Origin of the sequence: Acidovorax sp. Leaf160 (genome assembly GCF_001424265.1) — a bacterium.
GTDB lineage: Bacteria > Pseudomonadota > Gammaproteobacteria > Burkholderiales > Burkholderiaceae_C > Paracidovorax.
In genome coordinates this window covers 495396-512245 of sequence record NZ_LMOV01000012.1, presented here as the reverse complement: position 1 = coordinate 512245, position 16850 = coordinate 495396, and the positions used below count along the sequence as shown (strand labels likewise).

The window sequence follows — 16850 nt, the reverse complement described above, 5'->3', positions numbered from 1 at the left end:
CTCACCATGGCTTACTACTTCCCCGAGGGTTCGCGCTTTCAATTCGCCACTGTGTTTGAAACGGCCAAGGGCGTCTCCGCAGTGACCAACACCAACCCGGCCCAGGCCAGCAGCAATGCCCACGGTTACGCCCAGAACGATGAGCTCCTTTTCACCAGTGGCTGGGAAGACGCATCGGACACCATCTGGCGTGCAGGCGCCGTTGCCGCCAACACGGTGGACATCAAAGGCCTGAACGCGTCCAGCACCAACATGTTCCCAGCGGGTGGTGGCACGGGCACCCTGCAGAAGGTGGGCGGCTGGGTCGAGATCCCTCAGGTCCTGAACATTCAGGGCAACGGTGGCGATCCGAAGTTCAACACCGTTGACCCTCTGTCGCGCCGCAACGCGATCAACGTGCCTGTGGGTTTCAACCCGATGTCGCTGACCTTGACGCTGGGTCACGATGCCAGCCTGCCGGCGTACCAGCAGATGCTCGACGTCAGCCGGGTGCTGGGCCGGGTGGGCTTCAAGATCATCATTTCCGGCGGCGCCGTTGGCTACGGCTACGGCTACATGGCCGTCTCGGAAATGCCCAACCTCACCAAGGGCCAGGCCAATTCCGTGCCTTGCAGCATCAGCTTGCTGGGCCGCTTCATCACTTACGCAGGCGCGTAAGCCTCCAACCATCTCCATCGGTTTTGTGCGTGGCACGGCGTGCTCTAGAGCGCGCCGGCCTGTCTTTGCCCGAGCGGGCAGCCACGCACTCCTGCATTCCTCGGGCCCATCACACATTCATCGGGTAACAACATGGCAATCAAGATCGTCGTCGCCAACAAGGTCACATTCAAGGTGCGCGGCACCATCAACGGGGAAGACGGCCGGCCTGAGTCGTTCGACTTCAAGATCAAGTGCCAGCGCCTGGAGCAAGACGCCTTCCGCGACCTGCTGCAGGAGAGCAACGGCCAGCCCATCGTCGATTTCCTGGCCAGCGTCACGGAAGACTGGGACGGCGTGCGCGACGAGGACAACAAGCCGGTGCCGTACAGCGAAGAGGCATTGCGCCAGCTGTGCCGCATCCAGGGCGTGGGCCACGTCATCTTCGCAGCGTACGTGAACGAAGCGGGCGCCAAGCCAAAAAACTAGCCCAGGTCGCCCGCAGCGTCATCGAGCTGAGCCATGCACCCACGCAGTCCTTCGCGCAGAACGCAGCGTCGCCCTGGGCCGCTGCGGTTGCTTCTGCGCAGTCAGCCGAGGCTGACTGCGGCGATGGCGACCCCGATGACGACGAAGGCGACCCCGTCTACCTGTGGCCCGACTGCGTTGACGCGTGGGCCCACTGGCAAGGCCTGCGCACCCAGTGGCGCACCGGCATGGCGGGTACCACCGGCCTCGACTACGCCGGCGTGCGCGCCTATCTCGACGAACAGTGCATTGAGCCGGGCGACGAGCGGCGCGAACTCTTCGACTGCATTCGCGCAGCCGAAGCCGCCAGCCTGGAAGCCTGGGAAGAGCGCCGCGCAGCCGACGAGCGGCGGCGCGAACAGCAGAAATAGGGCAGGTACCACCGCATGACCCCCATCGGCATTCGGCTCAGCCTCAACGGCGAGCGCGAGGTAGAAACCGGCCTGCGCCGCGTCAGCGGTGCCATGGACACGGTCGGCGATTCGGCCAGTGTGTTGCAGCGCGCGGTGGGCGGCCTTGGGGCGGCCTTTGCCGGCGCCATCAGCGTGCGCGAATTCGTGCAGGCCGCCGACGCCGTCACCGGTCTGCAGAACCAGCTGAAGCTGGCGACGGGTGGGGCGCAGCAGGCTGCGGCTGCCTACACCGCGCTGTACGACATCGCGCAGCGCTCCCGCACCGGCTTCATCGAACTGGGCACCACCTTTGCCAGCATCAGCACTGCGGCCGCCGATCTCGGCGTCAGCCAGCAGAGGCTGCTCACCGTGACGGAAGCCATCGGCAACGCCGTGACCATCAGCGGCACCGGCGCGCAGGCGGCGCAGGCCGCGCTGGTGCAGCTGGGCCAGGGCCTGGCCAGCGGCACCCTGCGAGGTGAAGAGCTGAATTCGGTGATGGAGCAGACGCCCCGCCTCGCGAAGGCGCTGGCGGATGGCCTGGGCATCAGCCGAGGTGAGCTGCGCGCATTGGGCGCGCAGGGCGAAATCACGGCCGAGCAGGTGATCAAGGCGCTGGAGTCGCAGGCAGGGGCGCTTCGCACCGAGGTCGAGGGCGCGGTGATGACCGTAGGCCAGGCCTTCACCAACCTGAAAAACTCTTCGGTCCGGGCTGTCGGAGATATCGATGCGGCGACCGGCGCCACGGCGTTGTTCGCAGGTGCCATCGGCGACGTGACGGCAGGCATCGACGCCCTGCGTGAGAACACGGGCGTTTTCGAAATCCTGCGGACAGCGGGAGAGACGCTGCGGGTGCTTTACAACGATATCGCGTTCGTTTTCGCTGCGATGGGTCGTGAACTTGGCGGCATCGCGGCTCAGGCGGCAGCCATCGCTCGTCTGGACTTTAGGGGCGCAGGCGTCATTCGCCAGGAACTGATTGCAGACGGGGTGGCTGCTCGCGCGCGGCTGGATGCAGCTCAGGGCAACATCTTGAAGCGGCCAGAGGTGTCCGGTGAGGTGGTGGACACCTCGGCTGAAGACGCGCGACTCGCTCGGATGACGAGGGAGAAACGCGATCAGATCAAGGCGGACAAGGAAATTGCTGAGATCACCCGCGAGCTTTCCGGTGTCAACAAGGACTACCTGCCCACGCTCACCAAGTTGCACAAGCAGTATGAGGATGGGCGGCTTACCCTGACGGAATACCAGCGGCTCGTCGGTGAGCTCGCGAAGAAGAATTACAAAAAGGACGATGGCGCCGCCAAGGCGCTGAAAGAGGAACAGAACGCTTACGAAGGTCTGATAACGTCGATCAGGGTCAAGATCGCGCAGGAAAAGGCGGAGCTGAACGGCGCTGCGAGGCTCGCCGAGAGCGACCGCATCCGCATCAAGATGGTGGAGGAGCTGGCCACCGGCAAGCTCAAGCTCACGGCCGCAGACAAAGCGCGCGTCAATGCTGCCATCGACGAGTTGGCGGTGCTGGAGCGCCAGCAGAGGCTGTTGGCGACCGAGCGCGTCTACATGGAGCAGCGCGCCGAGATCCAGGCGGAGGTGAATGCGGCTTACGTGGAGGAAAGTCGCCTGCGCGAGGCGGGGCGCCAGGGCGTCATCGACTACGTCAAAGGTATCGAGGAATCTAATCAGGCATTGGAATTCGAGCTGTCGCTGATGGGCCTGTCGCAGCAATCTCGCGAGACCGCGCTCGAGCAGTACCGCATTGAGCTGGATTTGAAGCGCCGCATCCGTGAAGTGAACACGAATAGCGGCTTCAACCAGGATCAGCGCAACGAAGAGATTGCCAAACTCACCGCAGCGGCCGCCATCGCCAAGGCCAACGCCAGCAGCAAGGTCTTCCTCCAGGAGTGGCAGCAGTCCGTCAAGCAGTACGACGACATCTTCCGCCAAGGCTTCGCCGACATGCTCAACAACGGGCAGGCCGGCTGGAAGAGCTTCACGCGCTCGCTGGTGACCACGTTCAAAACCACGGTGGCGGACCAGATCTACAAGATGTTCCTGCAGCCGTTCGTGGTGCGGGTGGTGGGCCAGTTCATGGGCATGTCGGGCGGCGGCGGCATGCTGGGCGCGCTGGGGGGCGGAGGCGGCGGCGTCGGAGACATGGTGTCGGGCGCCTCCAGCCTCATCCGCAACGGCTTGAACGTTGCGGGCATGGGGGGCAACAGCCTCATGGGCCTGGCCGACATGGCCTATAAATACGGCCTCGAAAACGTCGGCCAGATGGTCGATTCGTTTCGCTACGGAATGATGGACGCGAGCACCTGGTCCGGGTTCCAGGGCGCGTTCGAAGCTGGTGGCGCACAGTTCGCTGGCGCCATCGCAGGTTCCGTGCTGAACGGTTTCAGCGGCTACGGCATCAGCAAGCTCATCAGCAACGGCTACCAGGTCAATCCCTGGATGGACCGCATCGGCGGCATCGCCTCGGCCATCCCCGGCATCGGTCCCATCGCGGGCGTCATCACCGGCGCCATCAACCGCCTCTTCGGCCGCAAGCTGAAGGACATGGGCATCGAGGGTGAGTTCGGCGGCGAGAGCGGCTTCGAGGGGCGCACCTACCAGTTCTACAAGGGCGGTCTGTTCCGTTCGAACAAGACCAAGTACGGCGAGCTGGACGAAGAGCTGCGCGCGGCGTTGGGCGACCAGTTCAACACGATGCGCGTGGGCACGGCCGCGATGGCCGAAGTGCTGGGCCTGGGCACCGACGCGATCGACAATTTCACCGCATCGATCAAGGTCAGCTTCAACGGCCTGGACGAAGCGGGCATCCAGAAGGCGCTGAAGGAAGAGCTGGACAAGGTGGCCGAAACGCTGGCGTCGGCCACGCTGGGGACCACGGAATACACCCGCGCGGGCGAATCCTCCGTCGAGGCGCTTACCCGCCTGTCGGGCAGCCTGACGGCGGTCAACAGCGTTTTCGAGAATCTCGGCGTCACGCTGTACCAGTCCAGTCTGGCCGGGGCAGACATGGCCAGCAGCCTGGTCGATCTGTTCGGCGGGGCCGACAAGTTCGGCGCCGCGGCCGGCACCTACTTCCAGAATTTCTATAGCCAGGACGAGCAGCGTGAAGCGATGCGCCGCCAGCTGGAGAAGCAGCTGGGCACACTGAACGTCAAGCTGCCCGACATCGACGCCACCGACGCCCGGGCCCAGTACCGCGCGCTGGTCAACGCCGCCCTGGAAGACCAGAGCGAGCAGGGCCGCAAACTCGCTGCCATGCTGCTGCAGCTGGCCGGCAGTTTCGCGGCCATCACGCCGGCAGCGGAAGACGCCGACGAGCGGATCCGCCGCGTGGCCGAGCAGCGCGCCACCCTCGACGAGCGCATGCTGGCCGCCCAGGGCAATGACCGGGGCGTGCTGGACCTGCGCCGCAAGCAGGAGTACGACGCGCTCTACAAGCTCGACCCGGCCCTGGCGAAGCTGGTGGCGCAGATCTATGCGCTGGAAGACGCATCGGCCATCGCCGCGAAAAAGCTCGACCTGGACCAGCGCCTGCTGGTGGCCCAGGGCGACGACCGAGGCGCGCTGGACCTGCGCCGCAAGCAGGAATACGACGCGCTCTACAAGCTCGATCCCGAGCTCGCCAAGCTGATCGCGAAGATCTACGCGCTCGAGGATGCCGCCGCCATTGCCTCCAAGCAATTCGACGTCGAACAGCGCCTGCTGATCGCCCAGGGCCGCACCCGTGAGGCGCTCGACCTGCGCCGCAAGCAGGAGTACGACGCCCTCTACAAACTCGACCCTGCGCTCGCCAAGATGATCGCCAAGGTCTGGGAGCTGGAAGACGCCGCCCAGGCTGTGGCCGATGCGCAGACGGCCCGCGGCAACGCCATGCGCGACTTGGCCGACGCCATGGGCCGGCAGCGTGAGATCTGGGAAGGCCAGCTCGAAGCCATCGACACCCAGCGCCAGGTGCAGCAGGAGGCGCTCGGCCTCATCACCGGCATCTTCGAGCTGGTGCGCAGCAACGCCCGCGAGCTGTACGGCGAGGTGCAATCCACCGCCGCTATGCAGGCCGCGCAGGGCAACGCGTTCATCGCCCAGGCGCTGGCCACCGCGCAGCGCACCGGCTACCTGCCTGAGCAGGAGGCCCTGCAGCAGGCCATCACCGGCGCGCGCGCAGGCCTGGGCGCCACCCAGTACAGCAGCCAGGTGGATGCCGACTTCGCCCGCCTGGTGCTGGCCGGCCAGCTCAAGGCGCTGGAAGAGATCGCTGGCCCGCAGAAGACGGCCGCCCAGCAGCAGCTGGACGCCCTGGACAGCCAGACCGACGCCATCAACAAGCTGATCAAGGACCAGCAGAAGGAATACGACCTGATCCAGCGCCAGGTCGATATCGCCAACGGCACCTACAACGCCGCGATCACGGTTGCGCAGGCGCTGGCCAACATCTACGCGCTGCTGTCCGGCAACACGCCCGGCACGGCGACCAGCGGCACGGGCGCGACCGGCACCTCGGGTGACCAGCCTGTTTTTGGTGGCACCGCTACCAGCAAGGGCACCGGCACCACGCCCTACGTGCCCCCTGCCTATGTGGCGCCCACGGGCGGCACGGCCTGGGGCGGCTCCATGGGCCCGGGCTCCGCCAACCCGCTGCAGGTGCTGCGCATCGACGACGACGGTCGCGCCTATTACAGCGACGGCAGCGTCGGCCCAGCGCGCGACGGCTGGGTCGATGCCAACGGCAACTGGGTCTGGGCGAAGAACAACCCGAACCACGGCCGCCGCACGCCGTCCCCCGCTTTCGCATTCGCGAACGGCGGCGCGTTCACCAATGGGATCGTCACGCGCCCTACGGCTTTCTCCATGGCGCAGATGGGCGAGGCGGGCCCTGAGGCCGTCATGCCCCTGGCCAACGTGGGCGGCCGGCTGGGTGTGTATGCGATGGGCGCCGGCAACAGCAGCGCCATGGCAGAGGTGGTGGCCGAACTCCGCGCAGTGAAGGCCGAGCTGGCCGCCGTGCGCGCATCGACCGCAGCCAGTGCAGAGAGCACGGGCCAGCTGGCGGAGCAGACCGACAGCGTCACCGAAGGCGGTAACGCCAACCGCGTCGAAATCATGAACGTGAAGGCCCTCGCCAAGGCGCTGGCCGAGGAGCTCGCTGCATGAAGACTTCCGTCCGCGTGATGGTGCCCGTCAAGATCGTCCCGGCGATGATCGCCGCAGGCACCTCCATTGCCGAGCCCAACACCGCCGGCGGCGAGATCGCCTGGGTGTCCGGCGGCACCTACGCCGTCGGTGACCTGCGCACGTCCAATGGGTCGGTGTGGAAGTGCGCCCGGGCGCATTCCGGCCGCAGCGCGCTGCCCGAGGTGGACGCGGGCAACGGCTACTGGAACCGCAATGGCCCGAGCGACCGGCGCGCGCCCTTCGATGACTACTCGTCCACGAAGGCCCGCGCCACCGGCTCGATCAAGTTCGTGCTCACGCCCGGCTTTATCAACGGGGTGAGTGTGTACGGCCCGGAGGGGGCCTTTTACTCCATCGTGGTTCGGGAGGCCCCAGGCGGAGCCGTCATCCGCGAGAAGACGGGCGACCTGTTCGAGCAAGCCGCCGGCTTCTGGGAGTTGCTCTTCAGTCCGCTGCCGGCGGTCGAGAAGATCAGCCTGGACGAGATCCCCATCGCGCCGAATGCCGAGGTGACCGTGACGGTCACCTCGCCCAGCAACGGCGCGGTGGCGATCGGCGACATCAAGGTCGGCGACTGGCGCCAGCTCATCGGCGATGCCAGCTGGGGCGGCGTGGAGTATGGCGCCCGCGCGGCCCGCAAGTCCTACACCTACCGCGAATACAACTACGACGGCACCTACCGACAGCTGCCCCGCGGCAACGCCCGCGACGTCAACTGCACCGTCAAGCTGGACGCCGACCAGGCCATGTATGCCGACGCCATTCTGGGCGAAATCATCGACGTGGCGGTGCCCTTCGAAGCCTCCAACCTGCCGCGCTACGGCTACCTCAACACCCTCGGCTTCGTCTCGGGCGACATCGGCCCGGATTCTTGGGGCGCGGCCTCTATCTCTCTCAACGTGAAGGGCAATATCTGATGGCAGTCCAACCAGCCGCCCAGCTCTCGCCGATCCCGGAATTCCCGGCGCTCTCAGACCGTGCAGCGGGCACTTACAACGGGAAGGCCTACGCCTTCGGTGCGCACATGGGCGGGCCCGGGCCGTTCGTGCCTGAGATCAATGCCCTCGCCGAAAACGTCGAAGCCAACGCGCTGGCGGCGAAGTCAGCGAAAGACGGCACGGATGGCGCTGTTGCTGCGGCGACCGTCCAGGCCGACGCCGCCATGGGCTACCGCAACCAGGCGAGCAGCGCGGCAACCACGGCAGGGCAGCAGGCCGGCATCGCCACCGACGCCGCCAGCACCGCCACCACAAAGCGCAATGAAGCTGTCGCCGCTGCACAGCAGGCGGTGCCGGCGCGGGATCAAGCCGTTTCAGCGCGCGACACTGCTGTTGCCGCCGCCGCTCAGGCCGGCTCGACATTGGTGGCCACAAGTTCCACCGAGTTCGCCAATTCGTTGGGAGTGAAGACACTAGTCCTCACGGCGGGAAAAGCGTTCATCCCCAACGTCACCTTTTTGCGTGGCGCATCGCGTGCCACTCCGAACGCCAAAAACGGCGGCTATGTCACCGAATACAGCGCCAGCACGGGCGCGGCAAAGATTGCCGTTTCCGAGGTGTCCGGCCCGACTACGAATTTCAGTGACTGGGATTTTGCGCTCGGCTCCCCGGGTGGCATGCCAGGCATTTCTATTGTGACGCCCGACACGATCACGAATTGCAACGATCTGCCGAATAACTCGATCACGCGAATCAACGCTGTCACCTCTACCTACGCTGCAAAGAACCTGCCTTGCCTTATTGCCAATTCCGCCTCAAGTGGGTGGAGTTTCAACATTCCCTGGATCGTTGAAACCGTTGGTTTTGACACCCTGTATAAGACCCAGACAGCTACGCCGGCTCTGTCCAGTAATAACTCTGGCGTGGGTTTGTCGTTCTTGCGTACATGTGAAAACGGCACCTGGGGTGCTTGGCGTCCACGCGGTGGCTTGCCGAGTAGCATCATCACGACAGACGGCAATCACATGTATGACACAGGTGGCGCCAGCGGTCTGAATCGCAGAAATATTATTTCGGGTTCCCTGAATGGTGCTCCCTGCAATAAGTACATGCCCACACCTCCGGTCGATGGTGATGTTTGCATCGTGATCACCAATGCTCGTGCCGACAACCGACTCTATCCAATCGGTGGTGTGTCAATTCGCACTGGTGAAGTGATTGTGAACGAGGGTGAGTCGCTGGGTCTGGATATGCCTTATACAGCCTATCAGTTCACTTTCCACAAAGACCATAACAACTGGTTCGCGGGGTAACTCATGCCAAACGCAAACGCGTCACAAATGGGCAAAGGGCGTGTGAAAAGCGTCCAGCAGATTTTGGTGGGTGATTACGCCCTGACTGCCGCATCGGGGAATTTGTTTTATCGAGATATTCCGATTTCCGCTGTCAATACCGCGAAGACGCGGCTTGAGCTTCAAGGTGGCCTCTACAGCACCAGCACAGGCGGCTCGTCTGACGTTTCAGGCTTGATCGTGACCTTGTTAAACGCTAGCGCTGTCCGCATCGCCACTCGCGGATTCGGCGTCGCTAGCAATTATCGAATCTATATGTCACTGAAAATCACGGAGTACCTGTAATGGCTAACGCACAGGCTTCGGCCTTTCAGCCCGGAACGATCAAAAGCATCCAGCGCGCCTATCTCCAAGCCGCCCCATCCGCCACTACCTGGGACACGACCATCGCCGCCGTTGACGTCAATAAAAGCGTAATCGTTCCGCTGGGCTATTCCGGGCAGGGCGGCGGCGGGACAAATTACTTTGGAATCACTGGAATGTTCCAGTTTATTTCCGCCACTGTCGTCCGGTACACGTTTCCGCCTGGCACGACTGGCACTGGTGGCAATCAGCTCCTTTCGTTTGAAGTAGTCGAATACTATTAAAGGAAAATCATGGGGTTTCATTACATCGTCACGGATACCAACAGCATCATTCGCGGCATTCAAAGTGCAGCAGGTGAAATTACAGCAGAAGGCTATGTCCGGTTATCAGGCCCGCCTGACTTCAACCTCCTGGGGCAAAAATTCCTCGGCATCGATGACAAAGGCATGCCTATGGCCGAGCAGCTTCCCCTCACGCCTTCGCCGCAGAGTCCACGTCACATCAGCGTAGGCGCCTTCTTCGACCGCTTCGGGCCGGCTAAGTGGGCCATCCTTGCCGACGAGTCCGCCCAGGTCCGCGCCGTGGTGCGCGATGCCAGCGTGCGCAAGTTCATCGACCTGGACAACGACGACCTGCCCGCGGGCCTGGCGATCATCCAGGCGGCCGGGCACCAGATCGACGCGGATGCCATCGTGGACGGCCCGGTGTTGCCGCAGGAGCTGCCATGACCCGCACACCCACCCCCAAAGAACCCGGACGCTTCATGAAATTCGACCCCACCGTCAGCACCGGGACCATCATCCAGACCCTGGTCTTCATCATCGGCGTGGCCACGGCCTACGGCGGCTACCGCGAGGACCAGGTGAAGCAGGACGGGCGCATTGCGATGGTTGAAGCGTTGGCCGACAAGGACCGCGATAGCACCAGGGAGTCGCTCAAGAAGATCGAGGGCCAGGTGGCTGATCTCGCCAAGAGCAATCAGGACATCAAAGAATCCCTGGCCATCTTGCGCGGCCGGGCAGCCGAGCCGGGGAGCCGCAAATGAAGCTCGTCCAGGACTGGCGCACCGTACTGCGCCGGGCGTGGAGCGTGCGCCTGGCGCTGCTCGCCGCCGCGTTCACGGCCTGGGCGTCGTGGTGGGCGTACCGCATCTACGGCACGCCGCTCTACATCACGATCCCGGCGGTGGCGCTCAACTTCGCCGTGGCCGCGAGCCGCATCGTCAAGCAGGGGTACAGCGATGCCGACGCCTGACGCTGTCCAGAACCTGCCCCGCGTGCCGCCGCGCACCGTGCGCACCGCCGGCGGCGCCGTCCTGCTGGCAGCATCCGCCGGCGTCATGGCGCTGCTCGGCCAGTGGGAGCCAGACAAGCGCGATCCGGGCCTGGTCTACGCCGACCAGCTCGCCGCGGGCTTGCCCACGGTTTGCAAGGGCATCACCCGGCACGTCACCAGCACCCCCGTGGTGGTGGGCGAGCGCTGGAGTGCCGCGAAGTGCGACCAGGAGGAAGCGCAGGCGGTGGTGCAGGTCCAGCAGCAGCTGGCCCGGTGCTTCACGCGTCCCGACGTGCCGCAGGCCGTGTTCGACGCCGCGAGCAGCCACGCCTGGAACAACGGCGCCGCCGCCACGTGCAGCAGCCAAGCCATGCGGGCGTTCAACGTGGGCGACTGGTCGCTGGGCTGCCGCCGCCTGGGCCTGTCGGATGCCGGCCGGCCGGTCTGGTCGTTCGTGCGCAACAAGGACGGCAGCATGCGCTACGTGCAGGGCTTGGCGAACCGCCGCGCCAGCGAGACGGCCTATTGCCGCCGAGGGCTGCAGCCATGACGCCCGGCCAGATCCTGGCGGGCACGAGCCTGGCGGTGAACGCGCTGGTGGGCTGGGCCTACCTGGGTCAGCGCGACGCCACCGCCGTGGCCGAGACGGCGCTGCACGACATGCGGGGCCAGCGCGACGGCGCGCGCGAGGCGGCCAGCGCCTGCAGCGATGCGGTGGACGATCTCCGCACCCTCGCCGACCGCAGAGCCAAGGAGGCCGACGAGGCGCGGCGCGCGGCGGCCAAGCGAGCAGAGGGCCACAACCAACGAGCGGACTTGATCCTGGCCGCGCCGCCGGCCGTGCCGGGCGATTCGTGCGCCAGCGCGCAAGTCAGGGTGGACGAGTGGTTGAAGGGGAGGGCGGGGCCATGAGGGCCGCGCTATTGCTGCCGGCCCTGCTGCTGGCCGGATGCGCTGCCGCGCCGCGCGTCGAGGTGCAGCGGGTGAGCGTGCCGGTGCCGGTGGAATGCCGCGAGCCGGTCCCGGCCCGGCCGGTCATGCCGACCGAGGCCCTGCGGCCGGGTGCGTCGCTGGACGACTTTGCGCGCGCGGCGATGGCCGAGATCGAGCGGCGCGAAGGGTATGAGGGGGAGCTGCTGGCTGCGCTGAAGATGTGCCGGACGCCAATCCACAGATAGTGTTTGCACAACTCTTACTACGAGAGTAGAGCTCCGGTCATCACGAAGGTGCGGCTGCTGGAGGTAGGACCAGGGCAAGTATTTTTCCCGCCGTCATGGTCCAAGCCAAGTCTTCTTTTCCCCATCTTTGACCAGAGCGGCGCAGAAGCCCTAAAGTCCGGAGACCGGTAACGACCTCCCGGTCATTTTCGGTTCCAGCCAGCGTCATTCCTTCCCGTTCAGCAGTCTCCAAATCGGAGGCACAGTGGTCTTCGTTTTCGTCATGCTCGGGAAAAAGAATTTTGCGTTCGAAATTTTGCACGAGATAAATTAACTCAGGCGTTGTGATGTCCCTTAGTGTGCGCGCAAGGAAGGCACCACCAACTCGTACCAGTGCATCGTTCAAAGCAACGTTCAAAGCCGCCCGCTTGAAGAATTCGAGCTTCTTTGTTTCGCCAGTGGCAATAATGTTCTTTACCATGTCCGAGACGAATTGATATTGCTGATCGCTCCATCTATCCATTTGCACATGTAGTGCATCCAGATCGTCCTGTAGTTTCTTCAAAGTTTCTGCAGTTCTGTCAGCGGCCCTTTGCGCGGGGATGCACTTCACCAAGTCTGCAAGCATAGGCACACCCACCAACGAGGCAATCCCTAAGAGAGCGAGAGATTCACCCGACGAGGCGGCCGTCGCGGCTGTCGTCAATGCAGCGACACCTCCAGCTATCAATGGTGACGCAGTTGGGCTTGATAATTTTTTCCAGTCAGAGGCGCTGCTCATAAATCACACCTTATGATTTGTAATCATCGCGATTGTTGGTAAACCACAATTCATTGTGGATCATTCCACGCAGCAACGCGATCTGCTCCCGCGCGTACGTCACATACTGGACAGCGAATTATTACAGCCTTATTCGATGCTGTAGTGACGGTCCCAGGGTTTGATCTGTTCCCTAACCATTCATGTCCACAATTGTCGCTCAAACAAATGACGTAGGACGGAAGGTGGCCGATAGTAAGAATTCTGTTTCCGGAATTAATTTCTTTGGAAGCCGTGCTAGCCACATCGTTGCCTGCAGCCCTGAACTCTGGACTTTCCCAATAAATCATAATATGGACTCTATCAAGTAAAAATGCTAGCTTGCCCAAGCGAAGCTAATTTAACGACCTTAACCCTAGTAGCAAGGCGTCTCGGGCAAGTGGGCCGTTGACTATAAGATAGCTTGGAAGCTATACAGTCCTACCTAGGGAAGATGCTATGGAGGATCAGGACGACTAAACCGAAACGGGGGCTATGATCATTGCATGTTGCGGCATCTCGAGGGAGAGACAATTGGCGGCGAGAGACCGGTACTCTTTTGATGTAGTCTGTCCGAAATGCGGGCAGACAGGCGTGTTTCATGCTTCAGAAGACAATCACCCATACATGCGGAGCCCAGACCGACGCGTAGATCGCATCGACGGCGAATTCTTAGGTGCTATGTACGATGAGATCACGGTCACAGCTGTCTGCAAACGCTGCAAAGCGGTGTTCAACCCATAGGAGCAAAGTCATGAAACTGTCCGCCGCTGAAGCGTTCGAATTGGTATCTGCGGAACTCGATGGATGCCGAAAGTGTGAGTCTGATGCTGCAGCGCACCAAAGAGCCTTGGCTTTAGGTTTTGTCGATCGGGAAAGCAGCGATCCTCAGACACTTACCAATAGCATCTATACCGACGACCGTGGCGACACGGTCACACTTACTCAACGATGGCATGACTCGTCGGGCCCGTTCCAAAACGCCCCTGACATCCACAAAATCCGCGTGACGCTGTCCCAGTCTGGACGCCCACCGCTGGAGAACATGGTGGCTTGGGAGCAATAGTCAGTTGCGGTGTGAGTGGGGCGTCAGGGGCTTGGCTAAGCTCGTACCACTGGAAGTTCGTTCATCTTTGTCGTGTATCGCGGTGTGCGCCGCTCTTGCCGCATCATCCACTCGCGTCGGCAGTCGGCGATGCCGGTAGCGCCGACGTGCAGCGTGCCTTTGCCGTACCGACCATTGATTGCGTCTAGCGCCGACATCAGCCGCGACTTGTCCCGCCCAGTTTCTTCCTCCAGCGGCAGCTCGCACTGGTGCACCGTGTTGGGCTGCAGGTCCAGTAGCATCACGCCGGCCTTGATGAGCTGGTAGCCCGGTTCGTAGATGCGACGGATGCCGGCGACAGCAGCGCCTACCAACTGGCCTGTGTCTGCGGTCGGCCGGCGCAGCGGCACCACCAGCGAGCGCGAAAACCTGGGGCCCTCGCGGTGCGGCGAGGTATGGGCAAATACCAGCAGCTGCGCGGCCAGGCTCTGTTCCTCGCGCAGCTTTTCTGCGGCGCGCGTGGCGTATTCACTCACGGCTTCGATCAGCGGCGGCAGGTCGGTGATCGGCCGGCCGAACGACCGCGTGCAGGCAATCTGCTGTTTCGGCGGGGGCACGTCTTCCAGCTGGATGCACGGAAAGCCTTGCAGCTCGCGCACGGTGCGTTCCAACATCACATTCCAGCGCCGCCGGGCCAGCGCGGGGTCCATCTGGGTCAAGTCCCACACGGTATGCACGCCGGCATCGATCAGCTGGGCGCCGATCTTACGGCCGACGCCCCACACCTCGGTCACCGCAGTGCCGCGCAGCACGCTTTCCAGTGCGGCCGGTGGCAAGGTGGCCAAGTTGCACACCTGCGCCAGCTCGCCGGGGTAGCTGCCCGGCTTGCGTTCGCTGGTCTTGGCGATGTGGTTGGCCAGCTTGGCCAGGGTCTTGGTAGCGCCGATGCCGATGCCGCAGGGGATGCCGGTCCACTGCAGGATGCGAGCGCGGATGGCGTGGCCACGCTTCACAAGATCGCCGCGCACCCCGGCCACGCTGACGAAGCTCTCGTCGATGCTGTAGATCTCCTGCGCCGGGCCCAGCCCGGCCGCCAGGCTCATCATCCTGTCCGACATGTCGCCGTACAGGACGAAGTTCGCAGACAGGGCCACCAGCCCGTGCGTTTCCTCCATGTGGCGAATCTGGAACCAGGGCGCGCCCATCTTTATGCCCAGTTCCTTCGCCTCGTTCGACCGCGCGATGGCGCACCCATCGTTGTTACTGAGCACCACGACCGGCCGGCCGTTCAGGCTTGGTCGGAAGACTCGCTCACACGATACATAGAAGTTGTTTCCATCGACAAGAGCGAACATAGATGTGCACTGATCAGCGCCCTCACCGAACGAACTGTTTGATGCACGAGGTGACCACGCCCCAGACCTCGACCGTTTGACCTTCCCGGAACGAGATATCGGGGAAGGTGGGGTTGGCCGCCTTCAGCTTTACGCGCCCCGCTCGCAGCAGAAGATGCTTGATGGTGAACTCGCCGTCCACCACAGCGACCACGATGTGGCCGCTGGCTGGCTTCAGCGCGCGATTCACCACCACAATGTCGTTATCGTCGATGCCGGCCTCGACCATGGACAAACCCCGCACACGCAGCAGATAGGTGGCCTGGGGGTGTGTGATTAGTTCGGCTACCAGATCGATGCGCGTTTCACCGAAGTCAGCGGCGGGAGATGGGAAGCCGGCATGTACGCTAGATCCAGCGAGGGGCAGGAAGAGTTCGACCCACGCACTCGCGGATGCAACTTCGTGGATGGATGGAACACTGTGCATGCGTACAGTATATCCATCCGCGTCAAAGGGTCGAGCGAAATCGGTCGCAGCAACAGCGGTAAAGCGAGCGTAGGTTTTGGCGTAGGTATTGCGGGGAAAAGGGCATTTCCCTAGGCAGGCGATTTCTACCATTGAACTACACCCGCGTTGTCAGCCGCGCAGCGAGGCGGGCCGGACACCTTGCCTGCTGTGACTGCAGGCCGGTGCGGCATTCTATCCAGATTTGGCGATCACGCCGCCCAGGTCGGCCGACGGGCTACGGCCTTGTAGGCGGAGACCTGATTGTGCGCGGTGGTCGCGCAAGAAGCCTTCGGCGGCCGATCCAGATCGGGGCCAGCGGCGTATGAGCCTTCAGTCGCCCGAAGGTCGGGCGGCGCAGGTTCCCTTCACTTCAGGAGAATACGCATGACTTCCCGCATCTCTGCCCGTCTGGCCGCTGCCGGCCTGTCCCTCGCCCTGTCCGCTGCCGCGTTGCCGGCGCTGGCGCAGGTCACCGTCGGCGGCGCGCCCATGCTGCCCACCAAGGACATCATCGACAACGCCGTGAATTCGAAGGACCACACCACGCTGGTGGCTGCCGTGAAGGCCGCCGGGCTGGTCGAAACCCTGAAGGGCCCCGGACCGTTCACGGTGTTCGCCCCCACCAACGCCGCGTTTGCTGGCTTGCCCGCAGGCACGGTGGACACCCTGCTCAAGCCTGAAAACAAGGCCACGCTGACCAAGGTGCTGACCTACCACGTGGTCGCCGGCAAGTGGGATGCGGCCGCCATCTCCAAGATGATTGCCGATGGAAAGGGCTCGGCGTCCATCAAGACCGTGGCGGGCAATACGCTGACCGCCAAGTCGTCGGGCGGCAAGGTGATGCTGATGGATGAGAAGGGCGGCTCGGCCACCGTGACCATCCCGGACGTGTACCAGTCGAACGGCGTGATCCACGTGGTCGACAAGGTGCTGCTGCCGAACTGACGTCGGCTCTGTTCTGGCGACTGCCTCTGACCGCCTCATTGGCAGGCGGGCAGGGGCAGGATAGTGAGACGGACGCGCCGCTCAAACGGCGCGTTGCTGCGCCTCCACAACCGACTGGCGGCAGATGTTGAGCCCGGTGGCCGTGAGCTTCAGTGCGCCGCCGTCCCACTCCATCCAGCAGCAGTCCACCAGCTCGTCGATGACGTCGTCGCCGATCTGGCCGGCCTGATTGCTGCGCAGAAGGCTCTGGATACGCGGTAGCGCTGCGCGTAGTTCGCCCTGACGCGCTGCTGCGGTGGTGGTTGCGATGGCCATGCTGCTTCCCGTAACTGGATGATTCCGCAGCCTAGCACGCGCTTGGCACGGCAGGATGGCACTGATGCGCGGTCGCAACGGCAGCCGTCGATGGGGCCCGCCGGATTGACGCAAGTTCAAAACTGAGGGGTGGTTT

The 16850-nt window shown here is 63.6% G+C and carries 20 protein-coding genes; 16 read left to right on the top strand and 4 right to left on the bottom strand.

Going from position 1 to position 16850, the window contains the following annotated elements; translation table 11 throughout:
• Positions 1–6 precede the first annotated feature (6 nt).
• From ASF94_RS08865 to ASF94_RS08815, 14 genes are all read left to right on the top strand, one after another.
• Entirely contained in the window at positions 7–657 is a 651-nt protein-coding gene (locus tag ASF94_RS08865; RefSeq protein ID WP_056664478.1) for a phage tail tube protein, read from the top strand.
• Positions 658–789: 132 nt separating this feature from the next.
• Entirely contained in the window at positions 790–1125 is a 336-nt protein-coding gene (locus ASF94_RS21465; RefSeq protein WP_056664475.1) for a hypothetical protein, read from the top strand.
• Positions 1050–1535: a DUF1799 domain-containing protein gene (locus ASF94_RS20750; protein ID WP_162244633.1), complete on the top strand. Its 486-nt coding sequence runs from the start codon at positions 1050–1052 to the stop codon at positions 1533–1535. Before ASF94_RS21465 ends, ASF94_RS20750 begins: the two co-directional genes overlap by 76 nt.
• Before the next feature lie 15 nt (positions 1536–1550).
• Positions 1551–6719 (top strand): tape measure protein, encoded by a 5169-nt coding sequence (locus ASF94_RS08850; RefSeq protein ID WP_056664469.1) that lies wholly within the window; start codon positions 1551–1553, stop codon positions 6717–6719.
• Entirely contained in the window at positions 6716–7657 is a 942-nt protein-coding gene (locus tag ASF94_RS08845; RefSeq protein ID WP_056664466.1) for a hypothetical protein, read from the top strand. Before ASF94_RS08850 ends, ASF94_RS08845 begins: the two co-directional genes overlap by 4 nt.
• On the top strand, positions 7657–8991 hold the full coding sequence (locus ASF94_RS21185; RefSeq protein WP_156382461.1) for a hypothetical protein: 1335 nt from the start codon (positions 7657–7659) through the stop codon (positions 8989–8991). The genes ASF94_RS08845 and ASF94_RS21185 overlap by 1 nt, the downstream gene beginning before the upstream one ends.
• A 3-nt stretch (positions 8992–8994) precedes the next feature.
• Positions 8995–9315, top strand: coding sequence for a hypothetical protein (locus tag ASF94_RS21180; protein ID WP_156382460.1), 321 nt, complete (start codon positions 8995–8997; stop codon positions 9313–9315).
• A complete protein-coding gene (locus tag ASF94_RS21175) occupies positions 9315–9617 on the top strand; it encodes a hypothetical protein (RefSeq protein WP_156382459.1) in 303 nt (100 codons plus the stop codon). The genes ASF94_RS21180 and ASF94_RS21175 overlap by 1 nt, the downstream gene beginning before the upstream one ends.
• A gap of 9 nt (positions 9618–9626) precedes the next feature.
• Positions 9627–10064 carry a hypothetical protein gene (locus ASF94_RS21170; protein WP_156382458.1) on the top strand — a complete coding sequence of 146 codons (438 nt, stop codon included), beginning with the start codon at positions 9627–9629 and terminating at the stop codon, positions 10062–10064.
• Positions 10061–10381: a hypothetical protein gene (locus tag ASF94_RS08835; RefSeq protein ID WP_056664460.1), complete on the top strand. Its 321-nt coding sequence runs from the start codon at positions 10061–10063 to the stop codon at positions 10379–10381. The genes ASF94_RS21170 and ASF94_RS08835 overlap by 4 nt, the downstream gene beginning before the upstream one ends.
• Positions 10378–10590: a hypothetical protein gene (locus tag ASF94_RS08830; protein WP_056664458.1), complete on the top strand. Its 213-nt coding sequence runs from the start codon at positions 10378–10380 to the stop codon at positions 10588–10590. The genes ASF94_RS08835 and ASF94_RS08830 overlap by 4 nt, the downstream gene beginning before the upstream one ends.
• Positions 10577–11161 (top strand): lysozyme, encoded by a 585-nt coding sequence (locus ASF94_RS08825; protein WP_156382457.1) that lies wholly within the window; start codon positions 10577–10579, stop codon positions 11159–11161. The genes ASF94_RS08830 and ASF94_RS08825 overlap by 14 nt, the downstream gene beginning before the upstream one ends.
• The gene (locus tag ASF94_RS08820; RefSeq protein WP_056664455.1) at positions 11158–11523 is read left to right on the top strand and encodes a hypothetical protein; all 366 of its coding nucleotides are present in this window, start codon (positions 11158–11160) and stop codon (positions 11521–11523) included. Before ASF94_RS08825 ends, ASF94_RS08820 begins: the two co-directional genes overlap by 4 nt.
• Positions 11520–11789 (top strand): hypothetical protein, encoded by a 270-nt coding sequence (locus ASF94_RS08815; protein WP_056664920.1) that lies wholly within the window; start codon positions 11520–11522, stop codon positions 11787–11789. The genes ASF94_RS08820 and ASF94_RS08815 overlap by 4 nt, the downstream gene beginning before the upstream one ends.
• Before the next feature lie 40 nt (positions 11790–11829).
• Here the strand turns inward: ASF94_RS08815 and ASF94_RS21165 are convergent, their stop codons facing one another.
• Entirely contained in the window at positions 11830–12549 is a 720-nt protein-coding gene (locus ASF94_RS21165) for a hypothetical protein (protein ID WP_156382456.1), read from the bottom strand.
• 772 nt (positions 12550–13321) lie between these two features.
• On the opposite strand from ASF94_RS21165, the gene ASF94_RS21160 reads away from it, so the two are divergent.
• Entirely contained in the window at positions 13322–13633 is a 312-nt protein-coding gene (locus ASF94_RS21160) for a hypothetical protein (RefSeq protein ID WP_156382455.1), read from the top strand.
• Between the two features lie 35 nt (positions 13634–13668).
• On the opposite strand, the gene ASF94_RS08810 is transcribed toward ASF94_RS21160, so the two are convergent.
• Both ASF94_RS08810 and ASF94_RS08805 read right to left on the bottom strand, forming a co-directional pair.
• Entirely contained in the window at positions 13669–14967 is a 1299-nt protein-coding gene (locus ASF94_RS08810) for a Y-family DNA polymerase (RefSeq protein WP_056664452.1), read from the bottom strand.
• A 22-nt stretch (positions 14968–14989) separates the two neighbouring features.
• Positions 14990–15433 (bottom strand): LexA family transcriptional regulator, encoded by a 444-nt coding sequence (locus ASF94_RS08805; protein ID WP_056664449.1) that lies wholly within the window; start codon positions 15431–15433, stop codon positions 14990–14992.
• A gap of 405 nt (positions 15434–15838) precedes the next feature.
• Here ASF94_RS08805 and ASF94_RS08800 point away from each other — a divergent pair, with 405 nt between their 5' ends.
• Positions 15839–16399: a fasciclin domain-containing protein gene (locus ASF94_RS08800; RefSeq protein WP_056664446.1), complete on the top strand. Its 561-nt coding sequence runs from the start codon at positions 15839–15841 to the stop codon at positions 16397–16399.
• Positions 16400–16480: 81 nt separating this feature from the next.
• Here ASF94_RS08800 and ASF94_RS08795 read toward each other — a convergent pair whose 3' ends face one another.
• Positions 16481–16714 carry a hypothetical protein gene (locus ASF94_RS08795; RefSeq protein WP_056664444.1) on the bottom strand — a complete coding sequence of 78 codons (234 nt, stop codon included), beginning with the start codon at positions 16712–16714 and terminating at the stop codon, positions 16481–16483.
• Positions 16715–16850 lie beyond the last annotated feature (136 nt).

What these genes read in the sequence shown, in the direction of transcription:
- ASF94_RS08795 (WP_056664444.1), bottom strand. Translation starts at nt 16,714, where the DNA reads ATGGCCATCGCAACCACCACCGCAGCAGCGCGTCAGGGCGAACTACGC.
- ASF94_RS08825 (WP_156382457.1), top strand. Translation starts at nt 10,577, where the DNA reads ATGCCGACGCCTGACGCTGTCCAGAACCTGCCCCGCGTGCCGCCGCGC.
- ASF94_RS21160 (WP_156382455.1), top strand. Translation starts at nt 13,322, where the DNA reads ATGAAACTGTCCGCCGCTGAAGCGTTCGAATTGGTATCTGCGGAACTC.
- ASF94_RS21170 (WP_156382458.1), top strand. Translation starts at nt 9,627, where the DNA reads ATGGGGTTTCATTACATCGTCACGGATACCAACAGCATCATTCGCGGC.
- ASF94_RS21180 (WP_156382460.1), top strand. Translation starts at nt 8,995, where the DNA reads ATGCCAAACGCAAACGCGTCACAAATGGGCAAAGGGCGTGTGAAAAGC.
- ASF94_RS08820 (WP_056664455.1), top strand. Translation starts at nt 11,158, where the DNA reads ATGACGCCCGGCCAGATCCTGGCGGGCACGAGCCTGGCGGTGAACGCG.
- ASF94_RS21175 (WP_156382459.1), top strand. Translation starts at nt 9,315, where the DNA reads ATGGCTAACGCACAGGCTTCGGCCTTTCAGCCCGGAACGATCAAAAGC.
- ASF94_RS08830 (WP_056664458.1), top strand. Translation starts at nt 10,378, where the DNA reads ATGAAGCTCGTCCAGGACTGGCGCACCGTACTGCGCCGGGCGTGGAGC.
- ASF94_RS21165 (WP_156382456.1), bottom strand. Translation starts at nt 12,549, where the DNA reads ATGAGCAGCGCCTCTGACTGGAAAAAATTATCAAGCCCAACTGCGTCA.
- ASF94_RS08845 (WP_056664466.1), top strand. Translation starts at nt 6,716, where the DNA reads ATGAAGACTTCCGTCCGCGTGATGGTGCCCGTCAAGATCGTCCCGGCG.
- ASF94_RS08865 (WP_056664478.1), top strand. Translation starts at nt 7, where the DNA reads ATGGCTTACTACTTCCCCGAGGGTTCGCGCTTTCAATTCGCCACTGTG.
- ASF94_RS08805 (WP_056664449.1), bottom strand. Translation starts at nt 15,433, where the DNA reads ATGCACAGTGTTCCATCCATCCACGAAGTTGCATCCGCGAGTGCGTGG.
- ASF94_RS21465 (WP_056664475.1), top strand. Translation starts at nt 790, where the DNA reads ATGGCAATCAAGATCGTCGTCGCCAACAAGGTCACATTCAAGGTGCGC.
- ASF94_RS08800 (WP_056664446.1), top strand. Translation starts at nt 15,839, where the DNA reads ATGACTTCCCGCATCTCTGCCCGTCTGGCCGCTGCCGGCCTGTCCCTC.
- ASF94_RS08810 (WP_056664452.1), bottom strand. Translation starts at nt 14,967, where the DNA reads ATGTTCGCTCTTGTCGATGGAAACAACTTCTATGTATCGTGTGAGCGA.
- ASF94_RS08835 (WP_056664460.1), top strand. Translation starts at nt 10,061, where the DNA reads ATGACCCGCACACCCACCCCCAAAGAACCCGGACGCTTCATGAAATTC.
- ASF94_RS08850 (WP_056664469.1), top strand. Translation starts at nt 1,551, where the DNA reads ATGACCCCCATCGGCATTCGGCTCAGCCTCAACGGCGAGCGCGAGGTA.
- ASF94_RS21185 (WP_156382461.1), top strand. Translation starts at nt 7,657, where the DNA reads ATGGCAGTCCAACCAGCCGCCCAGCTCTCGCCGATCCCGGAATTCCCG.
- ASF94_RS08815 (WP_056664920.1), top strand. Translation starts at nt 11,520, where the DNA reads ATGAGGGCCGCGCTATTGCTGCCGGCCCTGCTGCTGGCCGGATGCGCT.